This is a genomic window from Azospirillum thermophilum, from assembly GCF_003130795.1.
Taxonomy (GTDB): domain Bacteria; phylum Pseudomonadota; class Alphaproteobacteria; order Azospirillales; family Azospirillaceae; genus Azospirillum; species Azospirillum thermophilum.
Map to the genome: position 1 here is coordinate 426,102 of NZ_CP029353.1, position 26,786 is coordinate 452,887.

The following is a 26,786-nucleotide window of genomic DNA, read 5'->3' on the forward strand; positions in this document are numbered from 1 at the left end:
TATTGGCCCCTGTTATTGGCCCCTGCCGTCTACTGGCCCTGGCCGAGGCTGAAGCCGGGCTTGCCGTCGAACAGGTAGAGATTTTCCGTCTTCACCACGTCGATGCCGGCGGCCAGCAGGCGGCCGACCATCTGGGCGGCCTGGGCCGGGTTGGCGGCCATGGTGCCGGCCGGCATGAAGCGGCAGCGCCAGTGGTCGGTGCAGAAGGTCTCCGGCAGCCCGTCCGGCCACACCTTGACGCCGCGGTTGGTGATCATGGTCAGCGCCAGCGCCCCGCCATAGACCTGCCGGATCGCCGTGGCGAGCCCGTCCGGCGTGCCGCGCCAGTCGATGAAGACGTCGACGCCGACGAAGCGCTTGTCGGGCCGCGCCGGGCGGCTGACCAGCGGCACGGCGATCGGCTTGGCCGCCGCGGCATAGCTGGCCGCCCGCAGCGTGCGGGGGGCGAGACCCAGCCGGCCGATCACCGCGCGGGCGAAGTCCTGCGTCCCGACCAGCCGGTTCGAGACGCCGTCGCGGTGGACGTCGGCGGTATGGATGCCGTCCTCCAGCGTCGCCAGCCAGGCATTGTGGATGCGTTCCGCCACGTCGCCCTGGCCGATATGGACGAGCATCTGCACGGCGGCCAGCAGCAGGCCGGAAGGGTTGGCGCGGTCCTGCCCGGCGATGTCCGGCGCGCTGCCGTGGATCGCCTCGAACATGGCGCAGTGCGCGCCGATGTTGGCCGAGCCGGCGAGCCCGACCGAGCCCGCGACCTCCGCCGCGATGTCGGAGAGGATGTCGCCGTAGAGGTTGGGCGTCACCACCACGTCGAAGCGCTCCGGCCGCTCGGCCAGCCGGGCGGCGCCGATGTCGACGATCAGGTGCTCGCGCTCGATGTCGGGATAATGGGTGCCGATCTCCTCGAACAGCCCGTGGAACAGGCCGTCCGTCATCTTCATGATGTTGTCCTTGGTCATGCAGGTGACCTTCCGCCGGCCGTGCGCCCGGGCATACTCGAAGGCATAGCGCACGATCCGCTCGGTCCCCGGCCGGGTGATCAGCTTCAGGCACTGGTAGACGTCGGCCGTCTGCCGGTGCTCGATCCCGGCATAGAGATCCTCCTCGTTCTCGCGGACGATCACCACGTCCATCCCGGGATGGCGGGTGGCGACGAAGGGGGCATAGGCGGTGCAGGGCCGGACATTGGCGAAGAGGCCGAGCGTCTTGCGGATGGTGACGTTCAGGCTCTTCACCCCGCCGCCCTGCGGGGTGGTGATCGGCGCCTTCAGGAAGACCCGCGTGCGGCGCAGGCTTTCCCAGGCGTCCGGCCCGATGCCGGAGCTGACGCCGCGGGCATAGACCGCCTCGCCGACCTCGATGGGCTCGGGCGCGATGCGCGCGCCGGCGGCGTCGAGCACCGACAGGCAGGCGGTCATGATTTCCGGACCGATGCCGTCGCCATGCGCGACGGTGATGGGAACGGCGGTTCCGGCGCCGGTCGCCGCCTGGGCAGGGCTCTGGGGGGAAACGCGGCTCTCGACGGGCTCGACCGGCTGGGGGGCGGTCCGCGTGATCATGGTCATGGCGCTGTCACTCCGGCTGAACTGCTCAGGCTCAAGCTAAGGGTGCAGGCTTCATGCGTGAAATTGATTGAGTAACTATGGAACATTGAAAAATTCAATGCTCCTGGTGCCCGTTGTGCCACGCCCCCGAAACCTCGAAGGGACGGCGGGTCATTCCCATTGCGTCCGTCCGGCGGCTGTCGTACGCATGCAGGACGACCGCCCCCGGTGCGGACCGCGACGATACGGCGTTTCTCATGGCCAAGCGCAAGGTTTTCCAGGACTTCGACCCCTCCGTTCCGACCGGTCCCAGCGTGGCCGATACGTTGCGGGAAACCCGGCAGAGCCTGGGTTACCAGTTGCAGGATGTCGCGACGATGCTGCGCATCCGCTATCCCTACCTGCTGGCGATCGAGGAAGGACGGTTCCAGGATCTGCCGGGCACCACCTATGCGGTGGGCTTCCTGCGGTCCTATGCCGAGTATCTCGGACTCGATCCCGAGGCCATCGCCAACCGCTACAAGGAAGAGGCGGTGGGCGCGGCCCGCAAGCAGGAGCTGTATCTGCCGACCCCCGTGCCGGAGGGGCGCATCCCCGGCGGCACGGTGCTGCTGGGCACGCTGGTGCTCGCCGGCATCGTCTATGGCGGCTGGTATTATCTGTCGGCGACCGACCGGTCGGTGGTCGATCTGGTGCCGGCCCTGCCGGACCGGCTGGTTTCGCTGCTCGACACGCTGCCGCGCAGCGGACAGCAGGCCGCGGAGGCGCCGCGCGGGAGCGAGGCGCCGGCCGGCGGCGGGTCCCAGGCGGTGGCCGGCGCGCCGGTCCCGGTGACGCCGCCGCCCAATCCCGCCCCCACCGCGCCGGCCCCGGTTCCGGCCCCGACGGCGAGCGCCCCCGCCCCGTCGCAGACCCCGCCCTATCCGGTGTCGAACGTACCGCCGCCCGCCCCGCCGCCCGCGGCCCCGGCCCCGGCGACGGTCGCCGCGCTGCCGCGTCCGCCGGCCCCGCCCGCCGCCGCTCCGGCGCCGGCCATCACCAACGTGCCGCCGCCGCCCGCCGAGGACGAGGAGGCCGAGGGAGCGACCCAGGAGCCGACGCCGATCAATCAGCCCGCCGCGCCGCCGCCGCCGCCGGCCCCCCGTGCCGCCGATCCGGCGCAGGGACCGACCAAGGCCTACGGGCTGCAGAACCAGTCCTCGCGCCTCACGCTGCGCGCGACGCAGGAGAGCTGGGTGCAGGTGCGCGACGGCAGCGAGATCGTCTTCACCCGCGTTCTGAAGCCGGGCGACACCTATCGCGTTCCCGACAAGCCCAACGTGAAGGTGCGCACCGGCAATGCCGGCGGTCTGGTCGTGGTGGCCGACGGGGTGGAGAGCCCGCCGCTCGGCTCCGTCGGGCAGGTGCTGCGCGACGTGACCCTGGACGGCCACGGGTGGTGCGCGCCGGCGCGCGCTGATCCTCCGCCACGGGTTTCCCTTGAAACCGGCGCAGGGAAGCGCACTTCTGGCCTGATCCTTCTGGCTTGGTCCGGGCCGCGCTATAACGGTGTGGTCCGGGGTCGGCCCCCGATCCCACCTGCCGATTCCACCGGCCGTGTCCGCCCGCCGTTCCGGGCCATCGCTTCGAGGCTGAAAGCCATGTCCGTGCGTGCCTATCGCCAGATCCTCCGCCGCAAGTCCCGCCAGATCCGGGTGGGCAACGTGCTCGTCGGCGGCGACGCACCGATCTCCGTGCAGACCATGACCAACACGCCGACCACTGACGTGAAGGCGACGGTCGAGCAGATCCAGGCGGCGGAACGGGTCGGGGCGGACATCGTCCGCGTCTCCTGCCCCGACCGCGAGTCGGCGCTGGCGCTGAAGGACATCGTGCGGCAGGTGAAGGTGCCGATCGTCGCGGACATCCATTTCCACTACAAGCGCGCCATCGAGGCGGCGGAGAGCGGGGCGGCCTGCCTGCGCATCAACCCCGGCAACATCGGCTCCGCCGAGCGGGTGCGCGAGGTGGTGAAGGCGGCCAGGGACCATGGCTGCTCGATGCGCATCGGCGTCAATGCCGGCTCGCTGGAGCAGGACCTGCTGGAGAAGTACGGCGAGCCGTGTCCCGAGGCGATGGTCGAGAGCGCGCTGAACCACGCGAAGATCCTGGAAGACAACGATTTCTTCGAGTTCAAGATCTCGGTGAAGGCGTCCGACGCCTTCCTGGCGGTCGCCGCCTACCAGGGCCTGGCCGAGGCCTGCGACTATCCGCTGCACGTCGGCATCACCGAGGCGGGCGGCCTGCGCGCCGGGACGGTGAAGTCGTCCATCGGGCTCGGCATGCTGCTGTGGTCGGGCATCGGCGACACGCTGCGCGTCTCGCTGTCGGCCGACCCGGCGGAAGAGGTGCTGGTCGGCTACGACATCCTGAAGTCGCTGGGCCTGCGCCGGCGCGGCGTGACGGTCATCTCCTGCCCGAGCTGCGCGCGGCAGAACTTCAACGTCATCAAGACGGTGGAGCTGCTGGAGCAGCGCCTCGCCCACATCACGACGCCGCTGACCCTGTCGGTGATCGGCTGCGTGGTGAACGGCCCCGGCGAGGCGCGGGAGACCGACATCGGCCTGACCGGCGGCGGCAACAACACCCACCAGATCTACCTGTCCGGCGTCACCGACCACCGGCTGAAGGACAAGGACATCGTCGACCATCTGGTCGGGCTGGTCGAGAAGAAGGCGGCGGAGATCGAGGCGGCGAAGGCCGCCGCTCCGGCCGGACAGGACGCGTCCGCGGCGGCGGAATAGCGGGGCTTCCATCGCGGCCCGCAGCGCGCAATCGTCGGGCGGGCGGCAATTCCTCTCCCCTGCGTCCGGAGAGTAAGGGTAGGGTGGGGGCCAGTCAGACAATCCAGACCGGGCGCTCCGTCGCCCGAGGCGGCTGAGACCTGTTCCGGCGTGACCACATCCTACCTCGTCATCGGTGCCAACCACCGAACCTGTTCCGGCACGGTGCGCGACCTGCTCTCCACCGAGGAGGTGGAGGTGCCGGCCCTGCTGGAACGGCTGCGCGCCGCCGGACTGACGCAGGCGGTCTGGCTCAGCACCTGCGACCGCATCGAGGTGCTGGCCGTCCATGACCGGCCGCAGGAGGCTGCCCTGGCCGTCGCGTCGGTCATGGCCGAGCGGGCCGGGCTGCCGACCGAGGATCTGGCCGACCAGCTCTACACCCATGCCGGCGTCGATGCCGTGCGCCACCTGTTCGCCGTGGCCTGCTCGCTCGACAGCCAGATCGTCGGCGAGCCCCATATCCTGGGACAGGTGAAGGCGGCGCACCGCATCGCCGCGGCGGCGGGGCTGAGCGGCCCGGCGCTGGAGGCGGTACTGCAGGCCGCCTATGCCGCGGCCAAGCGGGTGCGCAGCGAGACGCCGATCGCCGAGGGGGCGACCTCGCTGGCCGCCGCCGCGGTGCAGGTGGCGCGCGATCTCCACGGCGACCTCAAGCGCTGCGGCGCGCTGCTGATCGGGCTCGGCGACATGGGCGCGCTGGTTCTCGACGGCATGCGCGAGGCCGGGCTGGCGCGGCTGACCGTCGCTTCGCCGGTCGACCGGCGGGCGGAGGCCGCGGCACGGCGGCTCGACGGGCATTTCGCCCCATGGGCGGAGCTGGACGCCGCGCTGGCCGGTGCGGATATCGTGGTGACCGCGGCGGGGCTGGGGCGCTATATCCTGTCGGTCCCGATGATGGAGGCGGCGTTGAAGCGCCGCCGCCGCCGTCCGGTCTTCGTGGTCGACGCCGCCGTTCCGGCCGATGTCGACCCGGCGGTGAGCGGGCTGGACGGCGCCTTCGTCTACGACCTGGGCGACCTGGAGCGCGTGGCGCTGCAGGGCCGGGTCGGGCGCGAGGCGGCGACCCAGGCCGCCTGGGCGATCGTCGACGACGCGGTGCACGGCTTCGTCCGCGAACGGGCGGAACGGGCGGCGGTGCCGGCGGTGGCGGCGCTGCGGGCGCGGTTCGAGGCCGAGCGGCTGCGCGTGCTGGCGGAACACGCCAATCTGGACGCGGCGGCGGCGACCCGGCTGCTGGTCAACCGGCTGCTGCACGGTCCGTCGGAGGCGTTGCGCGCCCTGGCGGCGGACCGCGACGGGGCCGGGCTGGCGGAGCGGGCTTCGGCCGAACGGCTGTTGTTCCGGCTGTTCCGGCTGGACATGGCGGCCGAAGCCGATCCGGGCGCGCCGGGGTCGGACAGGATGGATGAGGCAGGACCGGGAAGCCCCCGGGCCGATCTGGACGAGGATGAGCGACGTGAGCCTGGACGAGAAGTTCAATAAGGTCATGGCCCGCCATGACGAGTTGCGCGATGCGCTCGCCGCGGGGCTGGCCGATTCCGGGGAGTTCGCCCGGCTGTCCAAGGAGTACGCCGACCTGACCCCAGTCGCCGAGGCGATCGCCGAGCTGAAGAGGGCACGGACGGAGAGCGAGGATCTCGCCCAGATGGCGGCCGACCCGGCCGGCGACGCCGAGATGAGGGCGCTGGCCGAGGAGGAACTGCAGGCGCTTACCCGGCGCATTCCCGAGCTGGAGCGCCAGGTGCAGATCGCCCTGCTGCCCAAGGACGAGGCGGACGAGAAGAACGCCATCCTGGAGGTGCGCGCCGGCACCGGCGGCGAGGAGGCGGCGCTGTTCGCCGCCGAGCTGTTCGACATGTACCGCCGCTATGCCGGGCTGCGCGGCTGGCGGTTCGAGACGATGGACATCAGCGAGACGGGCATCGGCGGCTACAAGGAGGCCACCGCCAACATCACCGGCCGCGGCGTCTTCGCCCGGCTGAAGTTCGAATCGGGCGTCCACCGCGTGCAGCGCGTGCCGGCGACCGAGGCGCAGGGCCGCATCCACACCTCCGCCGCCACCGTGGCGGTCCTGCCGGAGGCGGAGGAGGTGGACATCCACATCGACGAGAAGGACCTGCGCATCGACGTCTTCCGCGCCTCCGGTCCCGGCGGCCAGTCGGTCAACACCACCGACAGCGCGGTCCGCATCACCCACCTGCCGACCGGCATCGTGGTCAGCCAGCAGGACGAGAAGAGCCAGCACAAGAACAAGGCCAAGGCCCTGAAGGTGCTGCGCGCCCGCCTCTACGAGAAGGAGCGCATGGAGAAGGATGCCGCCCGCGCCGCCGACCGCAAGAGCCAGGTCGGCAGCGGCGACCGGTCCGAGCGCATCCGCACCTACAACTTCCCGCAGGGCCGCGTCACCGACCACCGCATCAACCTGACGCTCTACAAGATCGATAAGGTGATGGCCGGCGAGGCGCTGGACGAGCTGATCGAGGCGCTGATCGCCGAGGACGAGGCCGCCCGCCTGGCGGAGCTGGGGTGAGCGGGCCGTCCGCCAGCCTGCGCGCGCTGCGCCGGTCCGCCGAGCAGCGCCTGCGCGATGCCGGCGTCGAGACGCCGGAACTGGACGCCCGGCTGCTGATCGAGCATGGGCTGGGCCTGACGCGGGAAGAGGTCGTTCTCAACCCGGAACGTTCCGTTTCCGAACTGGATGCTGCCCGCGTGAGGGCGCTGGTCGAGCGGCGCGCGGCGCGGGAGCCGGTCGGGCGCATCGTCGGCCAGCGCGCCTTCTGGACGATCGAGCTGGCGCTGACCCCCGACACGCTGGAGCCGCGGCCGGACACCGAGACGGTGGTCGAGGCGGTGCTGGCGCTGCTGCCCGACCGCAAGGCGCCGCTGCGGCTGCTCGACCTCGGCACCGGGACCGGCTGCATCCTGCTGGCCCTGCTTGCCGAGCTGCCGAATGCCACCGGCCTCGGCATCGACGTCAGCCCGGGCGCGGCGAAGGCCGCGGCGCGCAACGCGGCGCTGAACGGGCTGGCGGAGCGGGCCGTCTTCCGCACCGGCGACTGGGGCGCCGGGCTGACCGGGCGGTTCGACGTGGTGGTCTCCAACCCGCCCTACATCCCGAGTGCCGACATCGCCGGGCTGCAGCCGGAGGTGCGCGACCATGACCCGCTGCGCGCGCTGGACGGCGGGCCGGACGGGCTGGAGCCGTACCGGATCATTGCCCGGCAGCTTCCCGGCCTGCTGGCGCCCGGCGGCATCGCCGCGCTGGAGGTCGGGCAGGGGCAGGCGGGCGAGGTGGCGCGGCTTCTCGCCACAAGCGGGCTGTGCGAAATTTCGGTCCTGCGCGATCTTGGCGGCGTGGAACGATGCGTTCGCGGCCGAAACGGTCTCCCGGTCGGCTAATTCACCAAAAAAGGGGTTGGATTGGCAGAGTTTAGCGATTAGGGTGCCATCAGATGACGCCGATCCCAGGGGACAGTCCCCGGGCCTCGGGTCCATCCCCCGGTGCGGGAGCCGGGTGATGGGGTTCCGATGGTCTGCCGCAGGTGGCGGGTGCGTCGTTCGTTCCCCGAGACCGATCCGTGGAAGCTGTCCGCGGCGGACCCGGTGGCTGGGCTTCGGCCCGATGGGCCGCCGGAGGAAAGACGGGGACTCCGACTCTCTTACATGGGGCTTCAAGAGCCGAATGAGACAGGGACCGAACTCCAGGCGCTCGCGTGGTCGTGGCAATGGCGGCGGGGGCGGCGGTGGAGGCGGCGGCGGGGGCGGCGGGAACCGGCGCCAGAACGTTCCGCTGCGTCACCAGACCTTCGACAGCAACGGCCCGGACGTCCGTATCCGCGGCAATGCATGGCAGGTCCACGAGAAGTACCTGACGCTGGCGCGTGATGCGGCGTCGTCCGGCGACCGGGTGCAGGCGGAGAACTATCTGCAGCACGCGGAGCATTACTTCCGGATCATCAACCAGATCCAGGAAGCCGAGAACCGTCAGCGCGGCGGTCAGCCGGCCAACGGCCAGGGCCAGGCCCAGAACGGCGCCGGCGGTTCCGACGAGGACGAGGGCGCCGAGGGCGAGGACGAGCAGGAACCCGCGGACGAGCGGGCGCCGCTGACCGCCTGACCTGCCGCCCGGCGCCGTTCCGGCCGCTCCGGCACACCGATCGCACGGCCTGTCCATCCCTTTCCGCCCTGCAATGGCGGGAAGGGCGGGACAGGCCTTCGGTATTGGGGAAAGCCGCTTTGCGGGGACTCAGTCCAGCAGGACGGCGTCGCCGGGCGCCACCATCCCGCCCGTCACGACCCGGGCGGCAATCCCGCACTGGCTGTTGCCATAGCCCCGTTCCAGGATCGGCAGCAGCGTCAGGTCGCGCGTGCCGGTGACCGGGTTCACGTCGCTGCCCGGCCGGTAGTCGCACCCCCGCACCACCTGCAGCCTGGCGCCGCCGACCGTCAGGGTGCGGCCGACCCACTGGCGCTCCACCCACGGCTCGAACCCGTCGAAATGCAGGTTGGCCCGGAAACGGTTGGGGTCGACCGGCTGCTTGGCCACCCGCTCCTCCAGGTCGCGGACGCTGGCCAGGTTCAGCAGCAGGACCGGCGCGTCCTCATGGAGCGGGAAGGCGCCGCCGGGGCCGGCATCCACCAGCTTCGGCAGGCCGGGGGCGGCGCCGGCGAGATAGGCGGCGAAGAACTGCTCCACCAGCATGCAGCCCATCGCCTGATCGAGCCGGCCGCGCGACACCGGCTTTCCGGCGCGGCGGATCACCAGGCCGGAGGTGTCGGCATCGAACTCGCTCTCCAGCAGGGCGAGCTTCTCCGCCCGGTCCAGCGTGAAGAAGTCGTCGGTCGGGCGCCAGCCCTGCCGGTCGGCGTCCTGGGCCGCCGGCCCGGTCAGCAGGCCGTAGCGGCGATCGAAGGGAAGGGCCTGTCCGGCGGTCAGCGTGACGGAGGGCAGATCCTGGCCGCTCAACCCGCGCACGGGATAGCGGCGAATGGCGGTGATGATGGTGTTCATTGCACTGCACAATGGTAGGACCAGATCGGTCCTGTCAACCGGTCGTCATGACTATTTTGTCAGATCTGGCATTCTGGCAGGTCTGGTTCGCAACTATTGCAAAGTTTACCAGTATTCGGCTTTCGGGGTGCCGTTCAGAAACTCCTCGAGACGCCGCCGCGTGGCCGCGGATAGGTCCTGCGGCAACCGGTCGAGCGGGAAGAAGCGCGCCTCCAGGATCTCCACCCCATCGGCCCTGGGCGTGCCGCTCCAGGACCGGGCGACGAAGACGGCGACATGGTCGCTCGCGCCGTAGCGGAAGCGGGCGAACAGCCCGTCGGGATGGGGATCGAACTCCGCCTCCAGCCCGATCTCCTCGCGCACCTCGCGCCTGACGGCGGCGGCCAGCGTCTCCCCCTTGCCGACCCCGCCACCGGGAAAATGCCAGCCGCCGACGTAGCTGTGGCGGATCAGCAGGATGCTGCGGCCGTTCGGCCCGTCCCCCGGAGGTTCGTTCCCAGCCTGGCTGTCCCCGGCCGGGCCATCTCCGGCCGGGCCATCCAGGATGATCGCCCGCACCCCCATGGTCAGCGGCCGGGTCAGCCGGTGCCACAGGTTGCGGCCATGCCAGGCGAGGCGGAGCGCTTTCGGGAGGAGGAACGGCACGGCGGCTCGGCTGTCGGTGGAAGGAAGCGGCCGTAGCCTACGGTCCGGACGGTCTGGATGGAGACGGGTTTATGGGCTACCACAATCGTTGGCGACAGCAAATAACCATGTGGAAAAGGTGGTCTTGCAACCGCGGACCGCCTTCCCACATCTACCGCAGCATCCTTGCGGATCGCACAAAGACGTGGATCGAGCGGACCGGGCTGCCCAGCGGACGGTCTGCGAAGAAGGGGGATCGAGCCTATGGATTTCGAGAAGTACACCGAGCGCAGCCGCGGCTTCGTCCAGTCTGCGCAGACCCTGGCGCTGCGCCGCGGGCACCAGCGCCTGACGCCCGAGCACCTGCTGAAGACCCTGCTGGACGACAAGGAGGGGCTGGCGGCCAACCTGATCCGGGCGGCCGGCGGCGACCCGGCGCGCGCCCTGTCGGCGGTCGAGGCCGAACTCGACAGGCAGCCGAAGGTCGAGGGCAGCGGCGCCGGGCAGGTCTACCTGTCGCCGGAGCTGGCCCGCGTGTTCGAGCAGGCGGAGCAGGTGGCGGAGAAGGCGGGCGACAGCTACGTCACCGCCGAACGGATCCTGCTGGCGCTCGCCATGGCCGACGGCACCCCGTCGGGCAAGGCGCTGAAGGCGGCCGGCGTGACGCCGCAGGCGCTGAACCAGGCGATCAACGACGTCCGCAAGGGCCGCACCGCCGACACCGCCTCGGCCGAGCAGGGCTATGACGCGCTGAAGAAATATGCGCGCGACCTGACCGAGTCGGCGCGCTCCGGCAAGCTCGACCCCGTCATCGGGCGCGACGAGGAGATCCGCCGCACCATCCAGGTTCTGGCTCGCCGCACCAAGAACAACCCGGTGCTGATCGGCGAGCCGGGCGTCGGCAAGACCGCCATCGTCGAGGGCCTCGCCCAGCGCATCGTCAAGGGCGACGTGCCGGAGGGGCTGAAGAACAAGCGCCTGCTGGCGCTCGACCTCGGCGCGCTGGTCGCCGGCGCCAAGTACCGCGGCGAGTTCGAGGAGCGGCTGAAGGCCGTGCTGGAGGAAATCCAGGCGGCGGCCGGCGAGATCGTCGTCTTCATCGACGAGCTGCACACGCTGGTCGGGGCCGGCAAGTCGGAAGGCGCGATGGACGCCTCCAACATGCTGAAGCCGGCGCTGGCGCGCGGCGAGCTGCACTGCGTCGGCGCCACCACGCTCGACGAGTACCGCAAGTATATCGAGAAGGACGCGGCGCTGGCCCGGCGCTTCCAGCCGGTCTTCGTGTCGGAGCCGACGGTGGAGGACACCATCTCCATCCTGCGCGGCCTGAAGGAGCGCTATGAGGTGCACCACGGCGTGCGCATCACCGACGGTGCCATCGTCGCGGCGGCCACCCTCTCCAACCGCTACATCACCGACCGCTTCCTGCCGGACAAGGCCATCGACCTGATCGACGAGGCGGCGAGCCGCCTGCGCATGGCGGTCGACAGCAAGCCGGAGGAGATCGACGAGCTGGACCGCCGCATCATCCAGCTCAAGATCGAGCGCGAGGCGCTGAAGCGCGAGTCGGACGAGGCGTCTCGCGCGCGGCTGGCCAACCTGGAGGGCGAACTGGCCGACCTGGAGCAGGAATCGGCCGAGCTGACCGCCAAGTGGCAGGCGGAGAAGGACAAGCTGCAGGGCTCGCAGAAGCTGAAGGAGGACCTGGAGAAGGCCCGCACCGAGCTTGAGCAGGCCCAGCGCGACGGCAACTGGGGCCGGGCGGGCGAGCTTGCTTACGGCATCATCCCGGCGCTGGAGAAGACGCTGAAGGACGCGGAGGAGAGCGCCTCCAGCCGGATGCTGAACGAGGAGGTGCGCGACGCCGACATCGCCAGCGTGGTCAGCCGCTGGACCGGCGTGCCGGTCGACAAGATGCTGGCCGGCGAGCGCGAGAAGCTGCTGGCGATGGAGAGCAGGCTGAAGAGCCGGGTGGTCGGCCAGGAGGAGGCGATCGTCGCCGTTTCCAACGCCATCCGCCGGGCGCGCGCCGGGCTGCAGGACCCCAACCGGCCGATCGGCTCCTTCCTGTTCCTCGGCCCCACCGGCGTCGGCAAGACCGAGCTGACCAAGGCGCTGGCCGAGTTCCTGTTCGACGACGAGACGGCGATGGTCCGGCTCGACATGTCGGAATACATGGAGAAGCACTCGGTCGCCCGCATGATCGGCGCCCCCCCGGGCTATGTCGGTTACGAGGAGGGCGGTGCGCTGACCGAGGCGGTGCGGCGGCGGCCCTACCAGGTGGTGCTGTTCGACGAGGTGGAGAAGGCGCACCCCGACGTCTTCAACGTGCTTCTGCAGGTGCTGGACGACGGCCGCCTGACCGACGGGCAGGGGCGGACGGTGGATTTCCGCAACACGGTCATCATCATGACCTCGAACCTCGGCTCCGAGGTTCTGGCCAACCAGCCGGAAGGCCAGGATTCGAGTGCCGTCCGCGACGAGGTGATGGAGGTGGTGCGGGCGCACTTCCGGCCGGAGTTCCTGAACCGGCTGGACGAGATCCTGCTGTTCCACCGCCTGGACCGCAGCCATATGGGCGGTATCGTCACCATCCAGCTCGGCCGCCTGACCAGGATGCTCGCCGACCGCGAGATCACGCTGGAGGTGGACGAGGCGGCGACCCGGTGGCTGGCCGAAGCCGGCTACGACCCGGTCTATGGCGCGCGTCCGCTGAAGCGGGTGATCCAGCGCGAGCTGCAGAACCCGCTGGCCACCCTGATCCTGGAAGGCCGCGTCAAGGACGGCCAGACGGTGAAGGTCGGGGCGGAAGGCGGCGACCTGACCATCGACGGCCAGCCGGTCTCCACGCTGGTGCGCCGGGCGGGGTAAGGCCGCACCCGCCGGCCGCAGGCAAGGAAGCCCTTCCCTCCCCGGGGGAAGGGCTTTTTCTTTGGCGGGATTTTTACGGTTGCTGGCGTTTGCGCCGCTCGTGCCGGTGGAGGGCGGCGGCTATCCTGGCGCCCGTCCTGACGGTTTCGCGAGGCCCATCGATGCTTGCCCTGCGCCCCAACTGCGAGTGCTGCGACCGTGACCTGCCGCCGGAGTCGCGGGAGGCCTATATCTGCTCCTTCGAATGCACCTTCTGCGCCGGGTGCCGCGACGGCGTGCTGGGCGGCGTCTGCCCGAACTGCGGCGGCGAGCTGGTGCGGCGGCCGGTGCGGCCGGCTGAGAAGCTCGCCGGAAACCCGGCCTCGACCGAGCGGGTGGTGAGGGCGGGCGGCTGCGCGGCGGCCGTTGGGGGCGGCGCCGGTCAGGCGGTCATAAAAAGCGCATGACCGGTCTCGCTGCACCGCGGTGGCGCCCCCGGCCGGTCATCCTGTATTGTCCGGCCGACGTTTCGTGACCCCCAAGGTGCAGCACATGGTCCGGTTTCCGCGTTCCCTCGCCCTGGTCGCCGCTCTGGCGACGCTGGTGACGGGCTGCCTGCCGCGCGAGCGCATTCCCAACCCGCCGGAGGTCCGCACCGCGCCGGCCGGCCCGGGCATGGTGCCGGTCCATGGCGAGTGGGTGGCCGACAAGGCGACGCAGCTCCGCTCCCAGCCGTCGCCCGGCGCGCCGGTGGTCGCCAGCATCGGCGCCGGGCAACCGGTGAAGGTGGTCGGGCGCATGAGCAACAGCGACTGGATCGCCGTGCAGACCGGTGGCAGCACCGCCTATGTCCGGCTCTTCCAGCTCCGGCTGAAGGGCAGCGAGCCGAGCGGCAGCCGCGGCACCACCACGACGCTGGCCAAGCCGGTCGACAACTCCGGCCCCTCCGTCAAGGCGGCGCCGCGCGGCAAGATCTCCGCCAACCCCATCGCCAACTGATCGCCAGCCGATCGGCGGGCGCTCGAAAGGAAAGGGCGGCGACCGGTATCCCCGGCCGCCGCCCTTTTTCATGCACCGCGACGGAGCGGCGTTCAGAACTCCTTCCAGTCGTCGTCGTCGCTGCTGCTGCGCTTCAGGACGGCGGCGGAGCTGGCGGCAGCGCCATGGTTGGTGCCGGCATGGCCTGCCGCGGCCGGCTTCGCCGCCGGACGGGCAGCCGGCTTGTGCGAGGCCTGCTTGACCGGGGCCGGCCGGGTCGGGGCGATGGCGCGGCGGACCGGCTGGGGCTGGGCGTGCGTCGCCAGCGCGGCGGCGGTCTGCTCCAGCCTGAAGAAGCCGATCAGCGACTTGAGGTCGGTCGCCTGACCGCTCATCGCCTGGGCCGCGGCGGTGGTCTCCTCGACCAGCGCCGCGTTCTTCTGCGTCATCTCGTCCATCTGGGCGACGGTGGCGTTGATCTCGTCCAGCGCCGTCGCCTGCTCCGAGGAGGCCGCGGCCATCTCGGAGATCAGCGAGGCGACCTGCTGCACGCCCGACACGATGCCTTCCAACGCGTCGCCGGCCTTCTTGACCAGATCCACGCCGTCCTTCACCTGGCTGTCGCTGTCGAGGATCAGCGCCTTGATCTCCTTGGAGGCCTGGGCGGAGCGCTGGGCGAGCTGGCGGACCTCCTGCGCCACCACGGCGAAGCCGCGGCCGGCGTCGCCGGCGCGCGCCGCCTCCACCGCGGCGTTCAGCGCCAGCAGGTTGGTCTGGAAGGCGATCTCGTCGATCACCCCGATGATGTCGGTGATCTTGCGCGAGGCGTCCTCGATCCGGCGCATCGCCTCGATCGCGCTGGTGGCGACGCCGCCGCCCGACTCGGCGGCCGAGCGGGCTTCCGTCGCCATGACGTTGGCACGCTGGGCATTGTCGGCGTTGGAGCGCACGGTGGCGCCCAGCTCCTCCATGCTGGCGGCGGTCTCCTCCAGCGAGGAGGCCTGCTGCTCGGTGCGCTCGGCGAGGTCGGCGGAGCCCAGCGACACCTCCGACGCGGCGGACGCGATGGTCTCCGCCGCCTGGCTGATCTGGCCGACGATCTCCGCCAGCTTGGTCGAGGTGGCGTTGACGTCGGTCTTCACCCGCTGGAAGGCGCCCTGGTAGTCGCGGGTCACGCGCTTGTTCAGGTCGCCCTGCGCCAGTCCGCTCAGCACCTCCGCCAGATCGGCGATGACGCTTTCCACCGTGTCGGTCAGGCGGTTGATGCCTTCCGACATGGTCCGGTAGAAGCCCTCCTTGCCGGTCAGGTCGATGCGGCGTTCCAGGTCGCCCTTCGACACAGCGTCGATCAGGCTGGCGATCTCCTCGCCGATGGCCTTCTCGCGGGCGCGCTGGGCCTCGTCGGCGCGCCGCTCGGCCTCCAGCCGCTCGCGCTCCGCCTCATCCATGCGCTTCTTCTGGATGGCGTTTTCCTTGAAGACCTGGACAGCCTTGGCCATCTCGCCGATCTCGTCCCGGTCGGACAGGGCCGGGATGTCCACCGTCAGGTCGCCGGCCGCCAGTTTCGTCATGGTGCCGGTCATCGCGGTCACCGGCCGGACGATCGACCGGGCGACCGACCAGGCGAGTCCCAGCCCGATGACCAGGGCCAGGACCGCCAGCACGACGTCGGTGGTCATGGTGCGTTCCATGTCGGCCTCGATGTCGGCCTGCATGGCCTTGCGGGCCTCGGTCTGCATCGCGACCGTCTTGCCCGACAGCTCGCCGAAGTCGGAGGCCTCCTTCGCCATCACCTCGAAGGCGAGACGCTGGGTCTCCATCACCGCGGCGGCGACCTGCTCGAAAGTGGCGACATACTGGTCGGACAGCGTGTCGGCCTCCTGGGCCAGCCGCTTGCGGGCCGGATGCTGCAGCCGGTCGGCCAGCGGCCGGATCAGGGCGTTGAAGGCCTCGTTGCGCGCCTTGACCTCGCCGACCAGCTTGGCGCTCGGCTCGTTCAGGAAGCGCAGGGCCGCGAGACGGGCGGACAGCAGCTTCTCCTGCGCCACGCCGGCCATGGCCGCCGCCTCGGTGTCGCCCTCGGCCATGGCGCTGGCGGCGATCTGCTCCAGGTTCGCCGTCGCCTTGGTGCCGATCGGGGTCAGCTGTTCCGTCACCAGCCGGTCCCGCTTCTCCCGCGTTTCGATCAGCTTGCCGAAGTTGGCGTTGTAGCTTTCGAAATACTGGATCATCCGTTCGATGTTGGCGCGGCGGGCAGGATCCGAGGTCGCATCGCGGGCGGCGCGCAGCTCCTGCCCCAGCGTGCGCTGGCTCTCCTTGACGATGGCGATCTGCTCGCCGCTGCCGGTGAAGGAGTAGTTCTGGACGGCGCGCCGCATATGCGCCAGGGTCGAGTCGATATCGGAGATCCGCAGCGAGTTGTCGGAGATGCCGACGTAGCGGGTGAGGGCGGCGTCGGCCGAGGAGAGGGCGCGTACGCCGACCACGACGACGAGCCCGAGCAGCGCAAGGATCAGAAGGAAGCCGAAGTAAATCCGCGTCCCTACCTTGAAGCGGCCGGCGAAACTGGCGGTCTGCATGATCGATAGCCCTGCTGGATCGTGACTTGCGGTTCGGCCGCGACCCGCGACCGGCAGGGCAAGGTAAGGCGGTTTTGGTTGCGAGACCGTTGACGAGCTCCACGATTTCGGCCCCGCGTCCAACCGCCGCATGGCGGAAAGCGGGACAAAAAGAGCGCATTATTTGTGACCGAAAGAATTGTGCCCCTTTGACGCCGGAGGATCGGCGCCTAGGTTAGGCCGGTTGGCCGCCCCGCGGGCGGCCCTGCCTTGTCCTGACACCGTCGAAGACCATGCGCCGCACCCTGCCGCCCCTGTCCAGCGATCCCAAGGCGTTGCCGCCCTCCGGCGATCTGCGGGCCATCCGTTCGCTGCTGCCCTATATCTGGCCGCGCGAGTCGCTGGAGATGCGGCTGCGGGTGGTCGCGGCCGTGCTGCTGCTGATCGGGGCGAAGGTCGCCACCGTCTATGTGCCGATCCTCTACAAGCAGGCGGTCGACGCGCTGAGCCCCGCGGCGGGGGCCGCGGTGACGGTGCCGCTGGGGCTGATCCTGGCCTACGGCTTCGCGCGGGTGTGCTCTCTGGTCTTCGCCGAGCTGCGCGACGCGGTCTTCGCGCGGGTGGCGCAGCGCACCATCCGCAAGGTGGCGCTCAGCGTCTTCCGCCACCTGCACGCCCTGTCGCTGCGTTTCCACCTGGAGCGCCAGACCGGCGGGCTGACCCGCTCGCTGGAGCGCGGGACGCGGGCCATCGAGTCGCTGCTGCGCTACACGCTGTTCTCCATCGCGCCGACGCTGGTGGAGATCGGGCTGGTCTGCGTGATCCTGTGGCGGATGTTCAACGGCTGGTTCGCGCTGGCGACCTTCGTCACGGTGGCCGGCTACATCCTCTACACCTTCTTCGTGTCGGAATGGCGCATCCAGTTCCGCCGCGAGATGAACGACACCGACAGCAAGGCCAACACCAAGGCGATCGACAGCCTGCTGAACTACGAGACCGTCAAGTATTTCGGCAACGAGGAGCATGAGGCCCGCCGCTACGACGCGGCGCTCGCTTCCTACGAGCAGGCGGCGGTGCGCAGCCAGCAGAGCCTGTCGCTGCTGAACATCGGCCAGTCGGCGATCATCTCGGTCGGGCTGGCCCTGGTGATGGGCATGGCGGCGCGCGGCATCGTGACCGGCAGCATGTCGCTCGGCGACTTCGTGCTGGTGAACACCTATCTGCTGCAGCTCTACCAGCCGCTCAACTTCTTCGGCGTCGTCTACCGCGAGATCAAGCAGTCGCTGACCGACATCGAATCGATGGTCACCCTGCTGTCGGTGGAGCGCGAGGTGGCCGACCGGCCGGACGCGGCACCGCTCGCCATCGACGGCGCCGAAATCCGCTTCGAGGGGGTGGAGTTCGGCTACGACCCGCGGCGGCCGATCCTGAAGGGCGTCAGCTTCACCGTGCCGGCCGGACGGACGGTCGCCATCGTCGGCCCGTCCGGCGCCGGGAAATCGACGATCAGCCGGCTGCTGTTCCGCTTCTACGACGTCAACGGCGGCCGCGTCCTGATCGACGGGCAGGACATCCGCGAGGTGACGCAGGTCAGCCTGCGCGGTTCCATCGGGATCGTCCCGCAGGACACGGTGCTGTTCAACGACACCATCTTCTACAACATCGCCTACGGCCGGCCCGGCGCCACGCCGGCGGAGGTGGAGCGGGCGGCCCGGCTGGCCCACATCCACGATTTCATCATGGCGCTGCCGGACGGCTATCAGACCACCGTCGGCGAACGCGGGCTGAAGCTGTCGGGCGGCGAGAAGCAGCGGGTGGCGATCGCCCGCACCATCCTGAAGAACCCGGCCATCCTGCTGTTCGACGAGGCGACCAGCGCGCTCGACACCCATACGGAACGGGAGATCCAGGCCAACCTGCGCGAGGTCAGCCGCGGGCGCACCACGCTGGTCATCGCCCACCGCCTGTCCACCGTGATCGACGCCGACGAGATCCTGGTGCTGGAGGCCGGGCGGGTGATCGAGCGCGGCCGCCACGCCGACCTCCTGGCCGCCGGCGGCGCCTATGCCGCGCTGTGGGCGCGCCAGCAGGAGTCGGCGCAGGGGCCGGCGCTGATCCCCGGCGTCCTGGCGCCGACCTGAAGCGGGAAAGGGCGGACGCCATGGGACCCGCGAGAGAGGCGCTGCGCGCCGCGACCGAGGAACTGCACGGCCGGCTGGACCATGCAGCGCTGCTCCTGCCGCTGACCCGCCCGGACATCACGCTGGAGCAGTACCGCGCGGCGCTGGCCGCCCTGTGGGGCTTCCACGCGCCGGTGGAACGGGCGCTGGGCGGGCCGCAGGCGGGGGAGGCGCCGCGCATCGCCCTGCTGCGCGCCGATCTCGCCGACCTGGGACTTATGGCGGACGCGCTGCCGGTGGTGACCGATCTGCCGCCGCTGGACGGTGCGCCGGCGCGGCTGGCGGCCCGCTACGTGCTGGACGGCTCGGCCCATGGCGGGCGGGCGATGCTGCCGGGCATCACCAGGGCGCTGGGCTGCGACCGGGATCGCGGGGCGCGCTTCCTGGCGTCCGCCGGGCTGGACATGGCGGGGGCGTGGCGCGGCCTGCTGGTCCGGCTGGAGGAGGAGCTGGCCGATCCCGAAGCGCTGCGCGAGGCCTGCGCCACCGCCGTCGCGCTGTTCGCCGCGCTGGAGCGCTGGGTGCGACGGTAAGCGCCGCCCCGCCCCGCCGCGCGGCCCGCCGGAGGGCTTTATCGCGCGGGCGAGCGAGGGTAGGGTGGCGGCCATGAGCAAGACCGCCTCTCCCGATCCCGTTCCGCCCCCCGGTCGAACCGCAGCCCCCGTCGCTCCGCAGGATGCCGCCGCGCTGGCCGGGGCGGTCCGCCGGGGAGACCGCCGGGCGCTGGCCCGCGCCATCACGCTGATCGAATCGACGCGCGCCGACCATCGCGCCACCGCCGACGCCCTGCTGGAGGCGCTGCTTCCGCACACCGGCAACTCGGTGCGCATCGGCATTTCCGGCGTGCCGGGAGTCGGCAAGTCCACCTTCATCGAGGCCTTCGGGCTGCATGTCATCGGGCTGGGCCACAAGGTGGCGGTGCTGGCGGTCGATCCCTCGTCCCAGCGCACCGGCGGCTCGATCCTCGGCGACAAGACGCGGATGGTGGACCTGTCGCGCGAGCCCGACGCCTTCATCCGCCCCTCGCCCGCCGGGGCGACGCTGGGCGGCGTGGCGCGGCGGACCCGCGAGGCGATGCTGATCTGCGAGGCCGCCGGCTTCGACGTGATCGTGGTGGAGACGGTGGGCGTCGGCCAGTCGGAGACGGCGGTGGCCGACATGGTGGACCTGTTCATGCTGCTGCTGCTGCCGGCGGGCGGCGACGAGCTGCAGGGCATCAAGAAGGGCATCGTCGAGCTGGCCGATCTGGTGGTGGTCAACAAGGCGGACGGCGACCTCGCCACCACCGCCCGCCACACCGTCGCCGATTACCGCCACGCGCTGGCCCTGCTGCGTCACGGCGAGTGGCGGGTGCCGGTGCTGAGCTGCTCCGCCGTGCAGAAGGCGGGGATCGACACGGTGTGGACCACCATCGGCGAGCACCGCGCGCTGACGGAGGCGAACGGCCAGCGGGCCAGCCGCCGGGCCGAGCAGGCGCGGGCCTGGCTGTGGAGCGAGATCCGCGAGACGCTGCTCGACCGCTTCCGCGCCCATCCCGCGGTGCGGGCCGAGCTGCCGGCGCTGGAGGCCGGCGTCACCGAAGGCGCCGTCATCCCGACCGCCGCGGCGCGTGCCCTGCTGTCGCGTTTCCTGGGCGACGGCGCGTAGGCCGCGGGTCCGCCACAAGGAAGACGGTTATGTTGCAATGCAACATTCCTGTTGCATTGCGTCCCTCCGCTGCCTAGAGTGGCCAAGGCGGGAAAGGAATGCCTGTCGCAGGCATTTGGGCGTCGTCGGCCCGCAGTCTCCCGGGTTCGCCGGAGCGGCCTTTCCGCTTCCGCCAACCTTTGTCCAATTCCGGAGGGGGACACGCCATGGCCACCAACTTCCTCGACCTGCTGACGCAGGCCGGCTCGCTCGCCAAGACCAACGCCGGGACCGGCGCCGCCAAGTCGGCGCGTGTCGCCGAACTGGTCCAGGACGGCTACCGCCGCTGGTTCGAGGGGGTGACCGCCTCGGTGGAGGATGCCCAGCGCATCGCCGCCGGCCTGAGCAAGGCGCGCACTCCGGCCGATCTCGCCGCGCTGCAGCGCGAGTGGCTGACCGCCTCCCAGGCCCGCGTCGCCGAGAGCGTGCGCGTCTTCCTCGACGTCTCCACCAAACTGGCCGCCGAGGTCGCGGCCGTGCCGGTCGCCGAGGCTCCCGCTGCCAAGGTTGCCGTTGCCAAGGCTCCCACCGTCAAGGAGCCGGCCGCCAAGCCGGAAGCGCCCAAGGCCGCCGCGCCGAAACCCGAAGCTCCCAAGGTCGAAGCTCCCAAGGCTGAGGCTCCGAAGGCCGAAGCCGCCGTCGCTCCCAAGGTCGAGCCGGTGAAAGCGGAGCCGGTCAAGCCTGTCGAGCCGAAGGCGGAGCCCGCCAAGACCGACCCCGTGAAGACCGTCGCCGCGGCGCCGGCGCCGGCGCCCGTCAGGAAGGCGGCGGCGAAGAAGGCCGCTCCGAAGGCGGCCGCTCCCGCGCCGGCCCCGGTGGCTGCCGCTCCGGCGCCCGCTCCCGTCGCGGCGAAGGCCGAGGCGCCGAAGCCCGCGGCCGTGAAGGCCGAAGCCGCCAAGCCCGAGGCGCCCAAGCCTGAGGCGTCCAAGGCCGAGGCGCCCAAGACCGCCGCTCCGGCTCCCGCCGCCAAGATGCCTGCCGGCAAGTAAGCCACGCGACACGCGCGCCGCGTCCTCCGGAAAACGGCAGAAAGACTCAGGTTGACGCGCGCGCGTTTGTTCGACTATATAGCGGCCTCCTTCGGGCGGCCCGTCCGCCCGGAACCGGGTTTCATTTGCAAAAATAAAGGATCAGTCCGATGGCACGTCGGTGCTCCGTGACCGGCAAGGGCACGCAGTTTGGCAACAACGTCAGCCACGCCAACAACAAGAACCGTCGCCGCTTCCAGCCGAACCTGCAGGAGACGTCGCTGCTGAGCGATGCCCTGGGCCAGATGGTTCGTCTGCGCCTGTCGGTGAACGCGATCCGCTCGATCGAGCACAAGGGCGGCCTCGACGCCTTCCTGCTCGACGCCAAGGACGCGCTGCTGTCCACCGATGCCCGCCGCCTGAAGCGTCGTATCGCCAAGGCGCAGGAGAAGGTGCAGGCCGCGGCCTGAGGCATCGACGGATCGGGGGGCTCCATGTCTCCCCGGTTGGTCTGCTGACGCGGAGTCCCGGACTCCGCGCAAGGGTTTGAAAGCCCGGTACAGGACGAATCCGACTCCCGGTTCGAGAGCGGCGCGCGAAGCCCCAGTCGGCTTCGCGCGTTTCGTCGTGCGCGCGCCCGGCGGGCGCGTCGTCCGTCAGTCCGTCTCCAGCGAATCGGGATCCTCCGCGTCCACCACCCGCCGGGCGACGTCGTAGGCGAAGCCGGCGCGGCCCAGCGCCGCGAGGTCCTTCTCGCGATGGGCGGCCCGTGCCTCCTGCAGGCGGTAGGGGCCGAGACGGCGGCGCCGCGCCAGCGCCAGGGCGGCGGAGATGTCCAGCTCCGATCCGATGTCCTCGCGCAGCGTGTCCAGCGCCTTGTCCGCCTCGTCGCGGTCGATGCCCTTGGCTGCCAGCTTCTGCGCGATGGCGCGGGTCGAAGCGCCGCGGCGGTGCAGGCTTTCCGCCCGCATGCGGGCATAGGTCCCATCGTTCAGCAGACCGCTGCGACGGTAGCGGGCGAGAAGCTCCTCCACCCAGCGGGCCCCCTCCTCGCGGTCGGTGCCGTGCGCCGCGGCGGAGCGCTCCACCTTGCGCATCAGGATCCGGCGCAGGTTGTCGGTCGAGCTGGCGAAGCGCTGCAGGTAATGGAGCGCGGCATTCTCCAGATACTGCGGGGTGACCCGCTTCGGCGGCTTCGGCCCGCGGGGCGGCGCCGGGGAACGTCCGCGGCGGGTCGGATCGTCGCTGGTCATGGCTCTTTCCCCGTGTACGACTGTTTGCCCCGACATGGCTGTTGCCTGTGTGCTGCCGGTTGCCGGATGGCTGCCGCCACCGTACAGTCCGGCCCGTTGCTGTGGATCGTGGTGCGATGACTCATCCTCTCCCTCCCATGCCCCGCGTGGTCGGCTCCGTCAACTGGGTCGGCGTCTGGACGCTCTACGCCCGCGAGGTCTGGCGGTTCCTGAAGGTCCACCAGCAGACCATCTGGGCGCCGGTGGTGACCACGCTGCTGTTCTACGCCGTCTTCGCCCTGGCGCTGGGCGGTGCCGTGCGGATGATCGGCAACACCCCCTACATGGAGTTCCTGGCGCCCGGCCTGATCATGATGGCCATGGTGCAGAACGCCTTCGCCAACACCTCCTCGTCGGTGGTGATCGCCAAGGTGCAGGGGAACATCGTCGACATCCTGATGCCGCCGATGGCGCCGCTGGAACTGGCCTTCGGCTTCGTCATGGGCGGGGTGACGCGCGGCCTTGCCGTCGGGCTGGTCACCGGGCTCGCCATCTGGGCCTTCGTGCCGCTCAGCCTGCCGCATCCCGGCTATGTCCTGTTCCATGCGGTGGCGGCCTCGATGCTGCTGTCGCTGCTCGGGCTGGTCGGCGGCATCTGGTCCCAGAAGTTCGACCATATCGCGGCGGTGACCAACTTCGTCGTCACGCCGCTGTCCTTCCTGTCGGGCACCTTCTATTCGGTGGACACGCTGCCGCCGCTGTTCTGGTGGATCGCCCATTTCGATCCATTCTTCTACATGATCGACGGCTTCCGCTACGGCTTCATCGGCCGGTCGGACGGCACGCTGGGCGTCGGCATCCTGGTGATGATCGGCATCAACGTCGCCCTGTGGTGGCTGGCCTGGCGGATGCTCAAGACGGGCTACAAGCTGAAGGCGTGACCGCCGTACCGGAAACGGGTGGACAGGCGTTTTTGCAGCCCCGATGCGAGCAAAAACGCCCCTCATTTCGTTGACAGGGCCTGACAATCTCCGGATATTTGCCGCTTCCCGGCGGGCAGGTGCCCATCCGGGCTTTTCTGCTTATTTGGGAGGCATCAGCCGTGATCCCCGTCGTCATGCCCACTTATTCCCGCATCGATGTCGTGTTCGAGCGGGGCGAAGGTCCGTATCTCTACGCGACCAACGGGCGACGATACCTGGATTTCGCGGCGGGCATCGCCGTCAACGCCTTCGGTCATGCGCATCCCTACCTGATCCAGGCGCTGACCGAGCAGGCGCACAAGCTGTGGCACACCTCCAACCTGTTCCGGGTCGCCGGGCAGGAGACGCTGGCCACCCGCCTGACCGACCTGACCTTCGCCGACACCGTCTTCTTCACCAACTCGGGCGCCGAGGCGTGGGAATGCGGGGCGAAGCTGATCCGCAAGTATCATTACGAGACCGGCAACCCGCAGAAGACCCGCATCATCACCTTCGAGCAGGCCTTCCACGGCCGCACGCTGGGCGCGGTTTCCGCCGCCAAGCAGGAGAAGCTGGTGAAGGGCTTCGGCCCGCTGCTCGACGGCTTCGACCAGGTGGCCTTCGGCAACCTGAACGAGCTGCGCAACGCCATCACCCCGGAGACCGGCGGCATCTGCGTCGAACCGATCCAGGGCGAGGGCGGCATCCGCACCGGCTCCGCCGACTTCCTGCGCGGCCTGCGCCAGGTCTGCGACGAGTTCGGGCTGCTGCTGTTCTTCGACGAGATCCAGTGCGGCATGGGCCGGACCGGCAAGCTGTTCGCCCATGAGTGGGCCGGCGTCACCCCGGACGTGATGTGCGTCGCCAAGGGCATCGGCGGCGGCTTCCCGCTCGGCGCCTGCCTCGCCACCGAGAAGGCGGCCTCTGGCATGGTCGCCGGCACCCACGGCTCGACCTACGGCGGCAATCCGCTCGCCATGGCGGTGGGCAACGCCGTGCTGGACCTGATGATGGCGCCGGGCTTCCTCGACCAGGTGCAGGCGACGTCCGGCCTGCTGCAGGGCAAGCTGGAGCAGCTCATCAAGGCCAATCCGGGCGTCTTCGCCGAACTGCGCGGCATGGGCCTGATGCTGGGCATCAAGTGCGTGGTGCCGTCCGGCGACGTGGTCGCCAAGGCGCGGGAGAACGGGCTGCTGCTGGTCCCGGCCGGCGACAACGTCTTCCGCATCCTGCCGCCGCTGAACATCGGCGAGGCCGAAGTGAACGAGGCGATCGCCATCCTCGACAAGACCGCCAAGGAGTTCGCGGCATGAGCACCGTCCGGCATTTCCTCGACGTCGACCGGCTCGATTCGCGGACCGTCCGCCAGATCCTCGACCTCGGCCGCAAGATCAAGAGCGACATCGACGGCCACCGCCAGCTTCTCGCCAGGAAGACGCTGGCGCTGATCTTCGAGAAGCCGTCGACCCGCACCCGCGTGTCGTTCGAGGTCGGCATGCGCCAGCTCGGCGGCGACGTGGTGGTCCTGAAGCCCGACGACATGCAGCTCGGCCGCGGCGAGACCATCGGCGATACCGCCCGCGTGCTCTCCCGCTATGTCGATGCGGTCATGGTCCGCACCACCGGCGAGGAGCGGGTGCATGAGCTGGCCGAATACGCCAGCATCCCGATCATCAACGGCCTGACCGACCAGTCGCACCCGACCCAGATCATGGCCGACCTGATGACCTTCGAGGAGCATCGCGGTCCGATCGGCGGGCGCACGGTGGCCTGGATCGGCGACTGCAACAACGTGGCGGTGAGCTGGGTCCATGCCGCGGTGCGGCTGGATTTCGAGATCCGGCTGGCCTGTCCGCCGCAGTACGGCCCGTCCCAGGCGCTGCTGGACTGGGCCAAGGCCGAGGGCAGGGGCCGCGTCGTGGTGATGGAGGACCCGAAGGAGGCGGTGCGCGGCGTCGAGTGCGTCATCACCGACGCCTGGGCCTCGATGCACAACACCGACGTGGAGGAGCGCGCCGCCATTCTCGCTCCCTACCAGGTGAACGAGGCGCTGATGGAGCTGGCGCATCCGGAGGCGTTGTTCATGCACTGCCTGCCGGCCCACCGGAACGAGGAGGTGACCGACGGCGTGATCGACGGCCGCCATTCCGTGGTGTGGGACGAGGCGGAGAACCGCCTGCACGCGCACAAGGCCATCCTGGTCTGGTGCCTGCTGGACGGCGCCGTCTGATAGAAACCCGGGGCGGGGCCGGTCGAGGCCGGCCCGGCATGACTGCCGTGCAGCCGCCCCGGCCTTGATTTGTTCCGGCCCGCCGCCGATTTATCGGAGCTGTTGCCGCTCCGCCGGCTTTTCCGGCCGGACAAACTCGTGCCGGGTGGCTTTCCCCCGGACGTTCACCTCAAGGACAGTTCCATGGGCGATCCCTCCGTCCTCCCGCTGAACGACGACCTCGTCCAGCCCTTCCAGATCGAAAGCTCGCAGCTTCGCGGCCGGATCGTGAAGCTCGGCCCGACCCTGGACGAGATCCTGGCTCGCCACGCCTACCCCGACACCATCGCCCGCTTCCTGGCGGAGACGATGACGCTCGCCGTGCTGTTGTCGAGCATGCTGAAGTATGACGGCATCTTCACGCTGCAGACCAAGGGCGACGGCCCGGTGAAGCTGATGGTGGCCGACATCACCTCGGTCGGCGACATCCGCGCCTATGCCCAGTTCGACGAGGCCGAACTGGCCAAGGCGGAGGACGACGCACTGATCGCGCCGGCCCCGGCCCTGCTGGGCAAGGGCTACATCGCCTTCACCGTCGACCAGGGGCCCAACACCGACCGCTACCAGGGCATCGTCGAGCTGTACGGCAAGACGCTGACCGACTGCGTGCAGCACTATTTCCGCCAGTCGGAACAGATCGACACCGGCCTCGCCGTGGCCGTCGACCGGATGATCAACCCGGACGGCAGCAAGGGCGGCTGGCGCGCCGGCGGCATCATGGTGCAGCGTCTGCCGCAGGACCCGACCCAGGCGGTGTTCTCCGCCGGGAAGGAGGACGACTGGCGCCGCGCCATGGCCCTGCTGTCGAGCACCAGGGGCGAGGAGCTTCTCGACCCCGACCTGCCGGCCGAGCGGCTGCTGTTCCGCCTGTTCCACGAGGACGGCGTGCGGGTGTGGGACCCCTCGGCCCTGCGCTTCGGCTGCCGCTGCTCGCGCGAGCGGGTCTCCACCATGCTGGCCGGCCTGCCGCGCGACGAGGTGGAGGAGCTGAAGGTGGAGGATGGCCGCGTCGAGGTGACCTGCCAGTTCTGCTCCACCGCCTATCACTTCGACGACCGGGACCTCGACCGGGTCTATGAGGCGCGGGGGTGACATCCCA

Annotated in this window: 22 protein-coding genes and 1 pseudogene; 18 read left to right on the forward strand and 5 right to left on the reverse strand. The window is 70.3% G+C overall.

Annotated elements, in window-relative coordinates:
- Positions 1–29: 29 nt before the first annotated feature.
- The gene (locus DEW08_RS08075; protein ID WP_109326055.1) at positions 30–1,565 is read right to left on the reverse strand and encodes an NADP-dependent isocitrate dehydrogenase; all 1,536 of its coding nucleotides are present in this window, start codon (positions 1,563–1,565) and stop codon (positions 30–32) included.
- A gap of 356 nt (positions 1,566–1,921) precedes the next feature.
- On the opposite strand from DEW08_RS08075, the pseudogene DEW08_RS31680 reads away from it, so the two are divergent.
- The 6 genes and pseudogenes from DEW08_RS31680 to DEW08_RS08100 form a co-directional block, all read left to right on the forward strand.
- A pseudogene (locus DEW08_RS31680) lies at positions 1,922–2,896 on the forward strand (helix-turn-helix domain-containing protein); the annotation flags it as partial.
- 288 nt (positions 2,897–3,184) lie between these two features.
- The gene (gene ispG / locus DEW08_RS31685) at positions 3,185–4,327 is read left to right on the forward strand and encodes a flavodoxin-dependent (E)-4-hydroxy-3-methylbut-2-enyl-diphosphate synthase (RefSeq protein WP_168220394.1); all 1,143 of its coding nucleotides are present in this window, start codon (positions 3,185–3,187) and stop codon (positions 4,325–4,327) included.
- 150 nt (positions 4,328–4,477) lie between these two features.
- Positions 4,478–5,851: a glutamyl-tRNA reductase gene (gene hemA, locus DEW08_RS08085; protein WP_109326066.1), complete on the forward strand. Its 1,374-nt coding sequence runs from the start codon at positions 4,478–4,480 to the stop codon at positions 5,849–5,851.
- The gene (prfA, locus tag DEW08_RS08090) at positions 5,826–6,899 is read left to right on the forward strand and encodes a peptide chain release factor 1 (protein WP_109329649.1); all 1,074 of its coding nucleotides are present in this window, start codon (positions 5,826–5,828) and stop codon (positions 6,897–6,899) included. Before hemA ends, prfA begins: the two co-directional genes overlap by 26 nt.
- Positions 6,896–7,768 (forward strand): peptide chain release factor N(5)-glutamine methyltransferase, encoded by an 873-nt coding sequence (prmC, locus tag DEW08_RS08095; RefSeq protein ID WP_109326067.1) that lies wholly within the window; start codon positions 6,896–6,898, stop codon positions 7,766–7,768. The genes prfA and prmC overlap by 4 nt, the downstream gene beginning before the upstream one ends.
- 283 nt (positions 7,769–8,051) lie before the next feature.
- Positions 8,052–8,486, forward strand: coding sequence for a DUF4167 domain-containing protein (locus DEW08_RS08100; protein WP_109326068.1), 435 nt, complete (start codon positions 8,052–8,054; stop codon positions 8,484–8,486).
- Between the two features lie 129 nt (positions 8,487–8,615).
- Here DEW08_RS08100 and DEW08_RS08105 read toward each other — a convergent pair whose 3' ends face one another.
- Together DEW08_RS08105 and DEW08_RS08110 are read right to left on the reverse strand one after the other, a co-directional pair.
- Complete coding sequence (locus DEW08_RS08105; protein ID WP_109326069.1) at positions 8,616–9,380, reverse strand: MOSC domain-containing protein; 765 nt, start codon at positions 9,378–9,380, stop codon at positions 8,616–8,618.
- A 105-nt stretch (positions 9,381–9,485) separates the two neighbouring features.
- Positions 9,486–10,025, reverse strand: coding sequence for an NUDIX domain-containing protein (locus tag DEW08_RS08110; protein ID WP_245986486.1), 540 nt, complete (start codon positions 10,023–10,025; stop codon positions 9,486–9,488).
- Positions 10,026–10,268: 243 nt separating this feature from the next.
- Between DEW08_RS08110 and clpB the strand changes: the two genes are divergently transcribed.
- From clpB to DEW08_RS08125, 3 genes are all read left to right on the forward strand, one after another.
- Positions 10,269–12,875: an ATP-dependent chaperone ClpB gene (gene clpB, locus DEW08_RS08115; RefSeq protein WP_109326070.1), complete on the forward strand. Its 2,607-nt coding sequence runs from the start codon at positions 10,269–10,271 to the stop codon at positions 12,873–12,875.
- Between the two features lie 161 nt (positions 12,876–13,036).
- Positions 13,037–13,321, forward strand: coding sequence for a DUF1272 domain-containing protein (locus DEW08_RS08120; protein ID WP_109326071.1), 285 nt, complete (start codon positions 13,037–13,039; stop codon positions 13,319–13,321).
- 85 nt (positions 13,322–13,406) lie between these two features.
- Positions 13,407–13,853, forward strand: a complete 447-nt coding sequence (locus DEW08_RS08125) for an SH3 domain-containing protein (RefSeq protein WP_109326084.1) — start codon at positions 13,407–13,409, stop codon at positions 13,851–13,853.
- A 92-nt stretch (positions 13,854–13,945) separates the two neighbouring features.
- Here the strand turns inward: DEW08_RS08125 and DEW08_RS08130 are convergent, their stop codons facing one another.
- Positions 13,946–16,411, reverse strand: a complete 2,466-nt coding sequence (locus tag DEW08_RS08130; protein ID WP_109326085.1) for a methyl-accepting chemotaxis protein — start codon at positions 16,409–16,411, stop codon at positions 13,946–13,948.
- A 272-nt stretch (positions 16,412–16,683) separates the two neighbouring features.
- On the opposite strand from DEW08_RS08130, the gene DEW08_RS08135 reads away from it, so the two are divergent.
- From DEW08_RS08135 to rpmB, 5 genes are all read left to right on the forward strand, one after another.
- Entirely contained in the window at positions 16,684–18,531 is a 1,848-nt protein-coding gene (locus DEW08_RS08135) for an ABCB family ABC transporter ATP-binding protein/permease (RefSeq protein WP_109326086.1), read from the forward strand.
- A 20-nt stretch (positions 18,532–18,551) separates the two neighbouring features.
- Positions 18,552–19,103 (forward strand): biliverdin-producing heme oxygenase, encoded by a 552-nt coding sequence (locus DEW08_RS08140; protein WP_109326087.1) that lies wholly within the window; start codon positions 18,552–18,554, stop codon positions 19,101–19,103.
- 73 nt (positions 19,104–19,176) lie between these two features.
- Positions 19,177–20,217 carry a methylmalonyl Co-A mutase-associated GTPase MeaB gene (gene meaB, locus DEW08_RS08145; protein ID WP_245986488.1) on the forward strand — a complete coding sequence of 347 codons (1,041 nt, stop codon included), beginning with the start codon at positions 19,177–19,179 and terminating at the stop codon, positions 20,215–20,217.
- Positions 20,218–20,423: 206 nt separating this feature from the next.
- Complete coding sequence (locus DEW08_RS08150) at positions 20,424–21,245, forward strand: phasin family protein (protein ID WP_109326090.1); 822 nt, start codon at positions 20,424–20,426, stop codon at positions 21,243–21,245.
- A gap of 149 nt (positions 21,246–21,394) precedes the next feature.
- Positions 21,395–21,694, forward strand: coding sequence for a 50S ribosomal protein L28 (rpmB, locus tag DEW08_RS08155; RefSeq protein ID WP_109326091.1), 300 nt, complete (start codon positions 21,395–21,397; stop codon positions 21,692–21,694).
- 186 nt (positions 21,695–21,880) lie between these two features.
- Here rpmB and DEW08_RS08160 read toward each other — a convergent pair whose 3' ends face one another.
- Positions 21,881–22,477: a regulatory protein RecX gene (locus tag DEW08_RS08160; protein ID WP_109326092.1), complete on the reverse strand. Its 597-nt coding sequence runs from the start codon at positions 22,475–22,477 to the stop codon at positions 21,881–21,883.
- Between the two features lie 116 nt (positions 22,478–22,593).
- Between DEW08_RS08160 and DEW08_RS08165 the strand changes: the two genes are divergently transcribed.
- From DEW08_RS08165 to DEW08_RS08180, 4 genes are all read left to right on the forward strand, one after another.
- The gene (locus DEW08_RS08165) at positions 22,594–23,397 is read left to right on the forward strand and encodes an ABC transporter permease (protein ID WP_109326096.1); all 804 of its coding nucleotides are present in this window, start codon (positions 22,594–22,596) and stop codon (positions 23,395–23,397) included.
- A gap of 176 nt (positions 23,398–23,573) precedes the next feature.
- Positions 23,574–24,731, forward strand: a complete 1,158-nt coding sequence (locus tag DEW08_RS08170; protein WP_211107191.1) for an aspartate aminotransferase family protein — start codon at positions 23,574–23,576, stop codon at positions 24,729–24,731.
- Positions 24,728–25,648: an ornithine carbamoyltransferase gene (argF, locus tag DEW08_RS08175; protein WP_109326103.1), complete on the forward strand. Its 921-nt coding sequence runs from the start codon at positions 24,728–24,730 to the stop codon at positions 25,646–25,648. The genes DEW08_RS08170 and argF overlap by 4 nt, the downstream gene beginning before the upstream one ends.
- A gap of 183 nt (positions 25,649–25,831) precedes the next feature.
- Positions 25,832–26,779, forward strand: coding sequence for an Hsp33 family molecular chaperone (locus DEW08_RS08180; protein ID WP_109326106.1), 948 nt, complete (start codon positions 25,832–25,834; stop codon positions 26,777–26,779).
- Positions 26,780–26,786 lie beyond the last annotated feature (7 nt).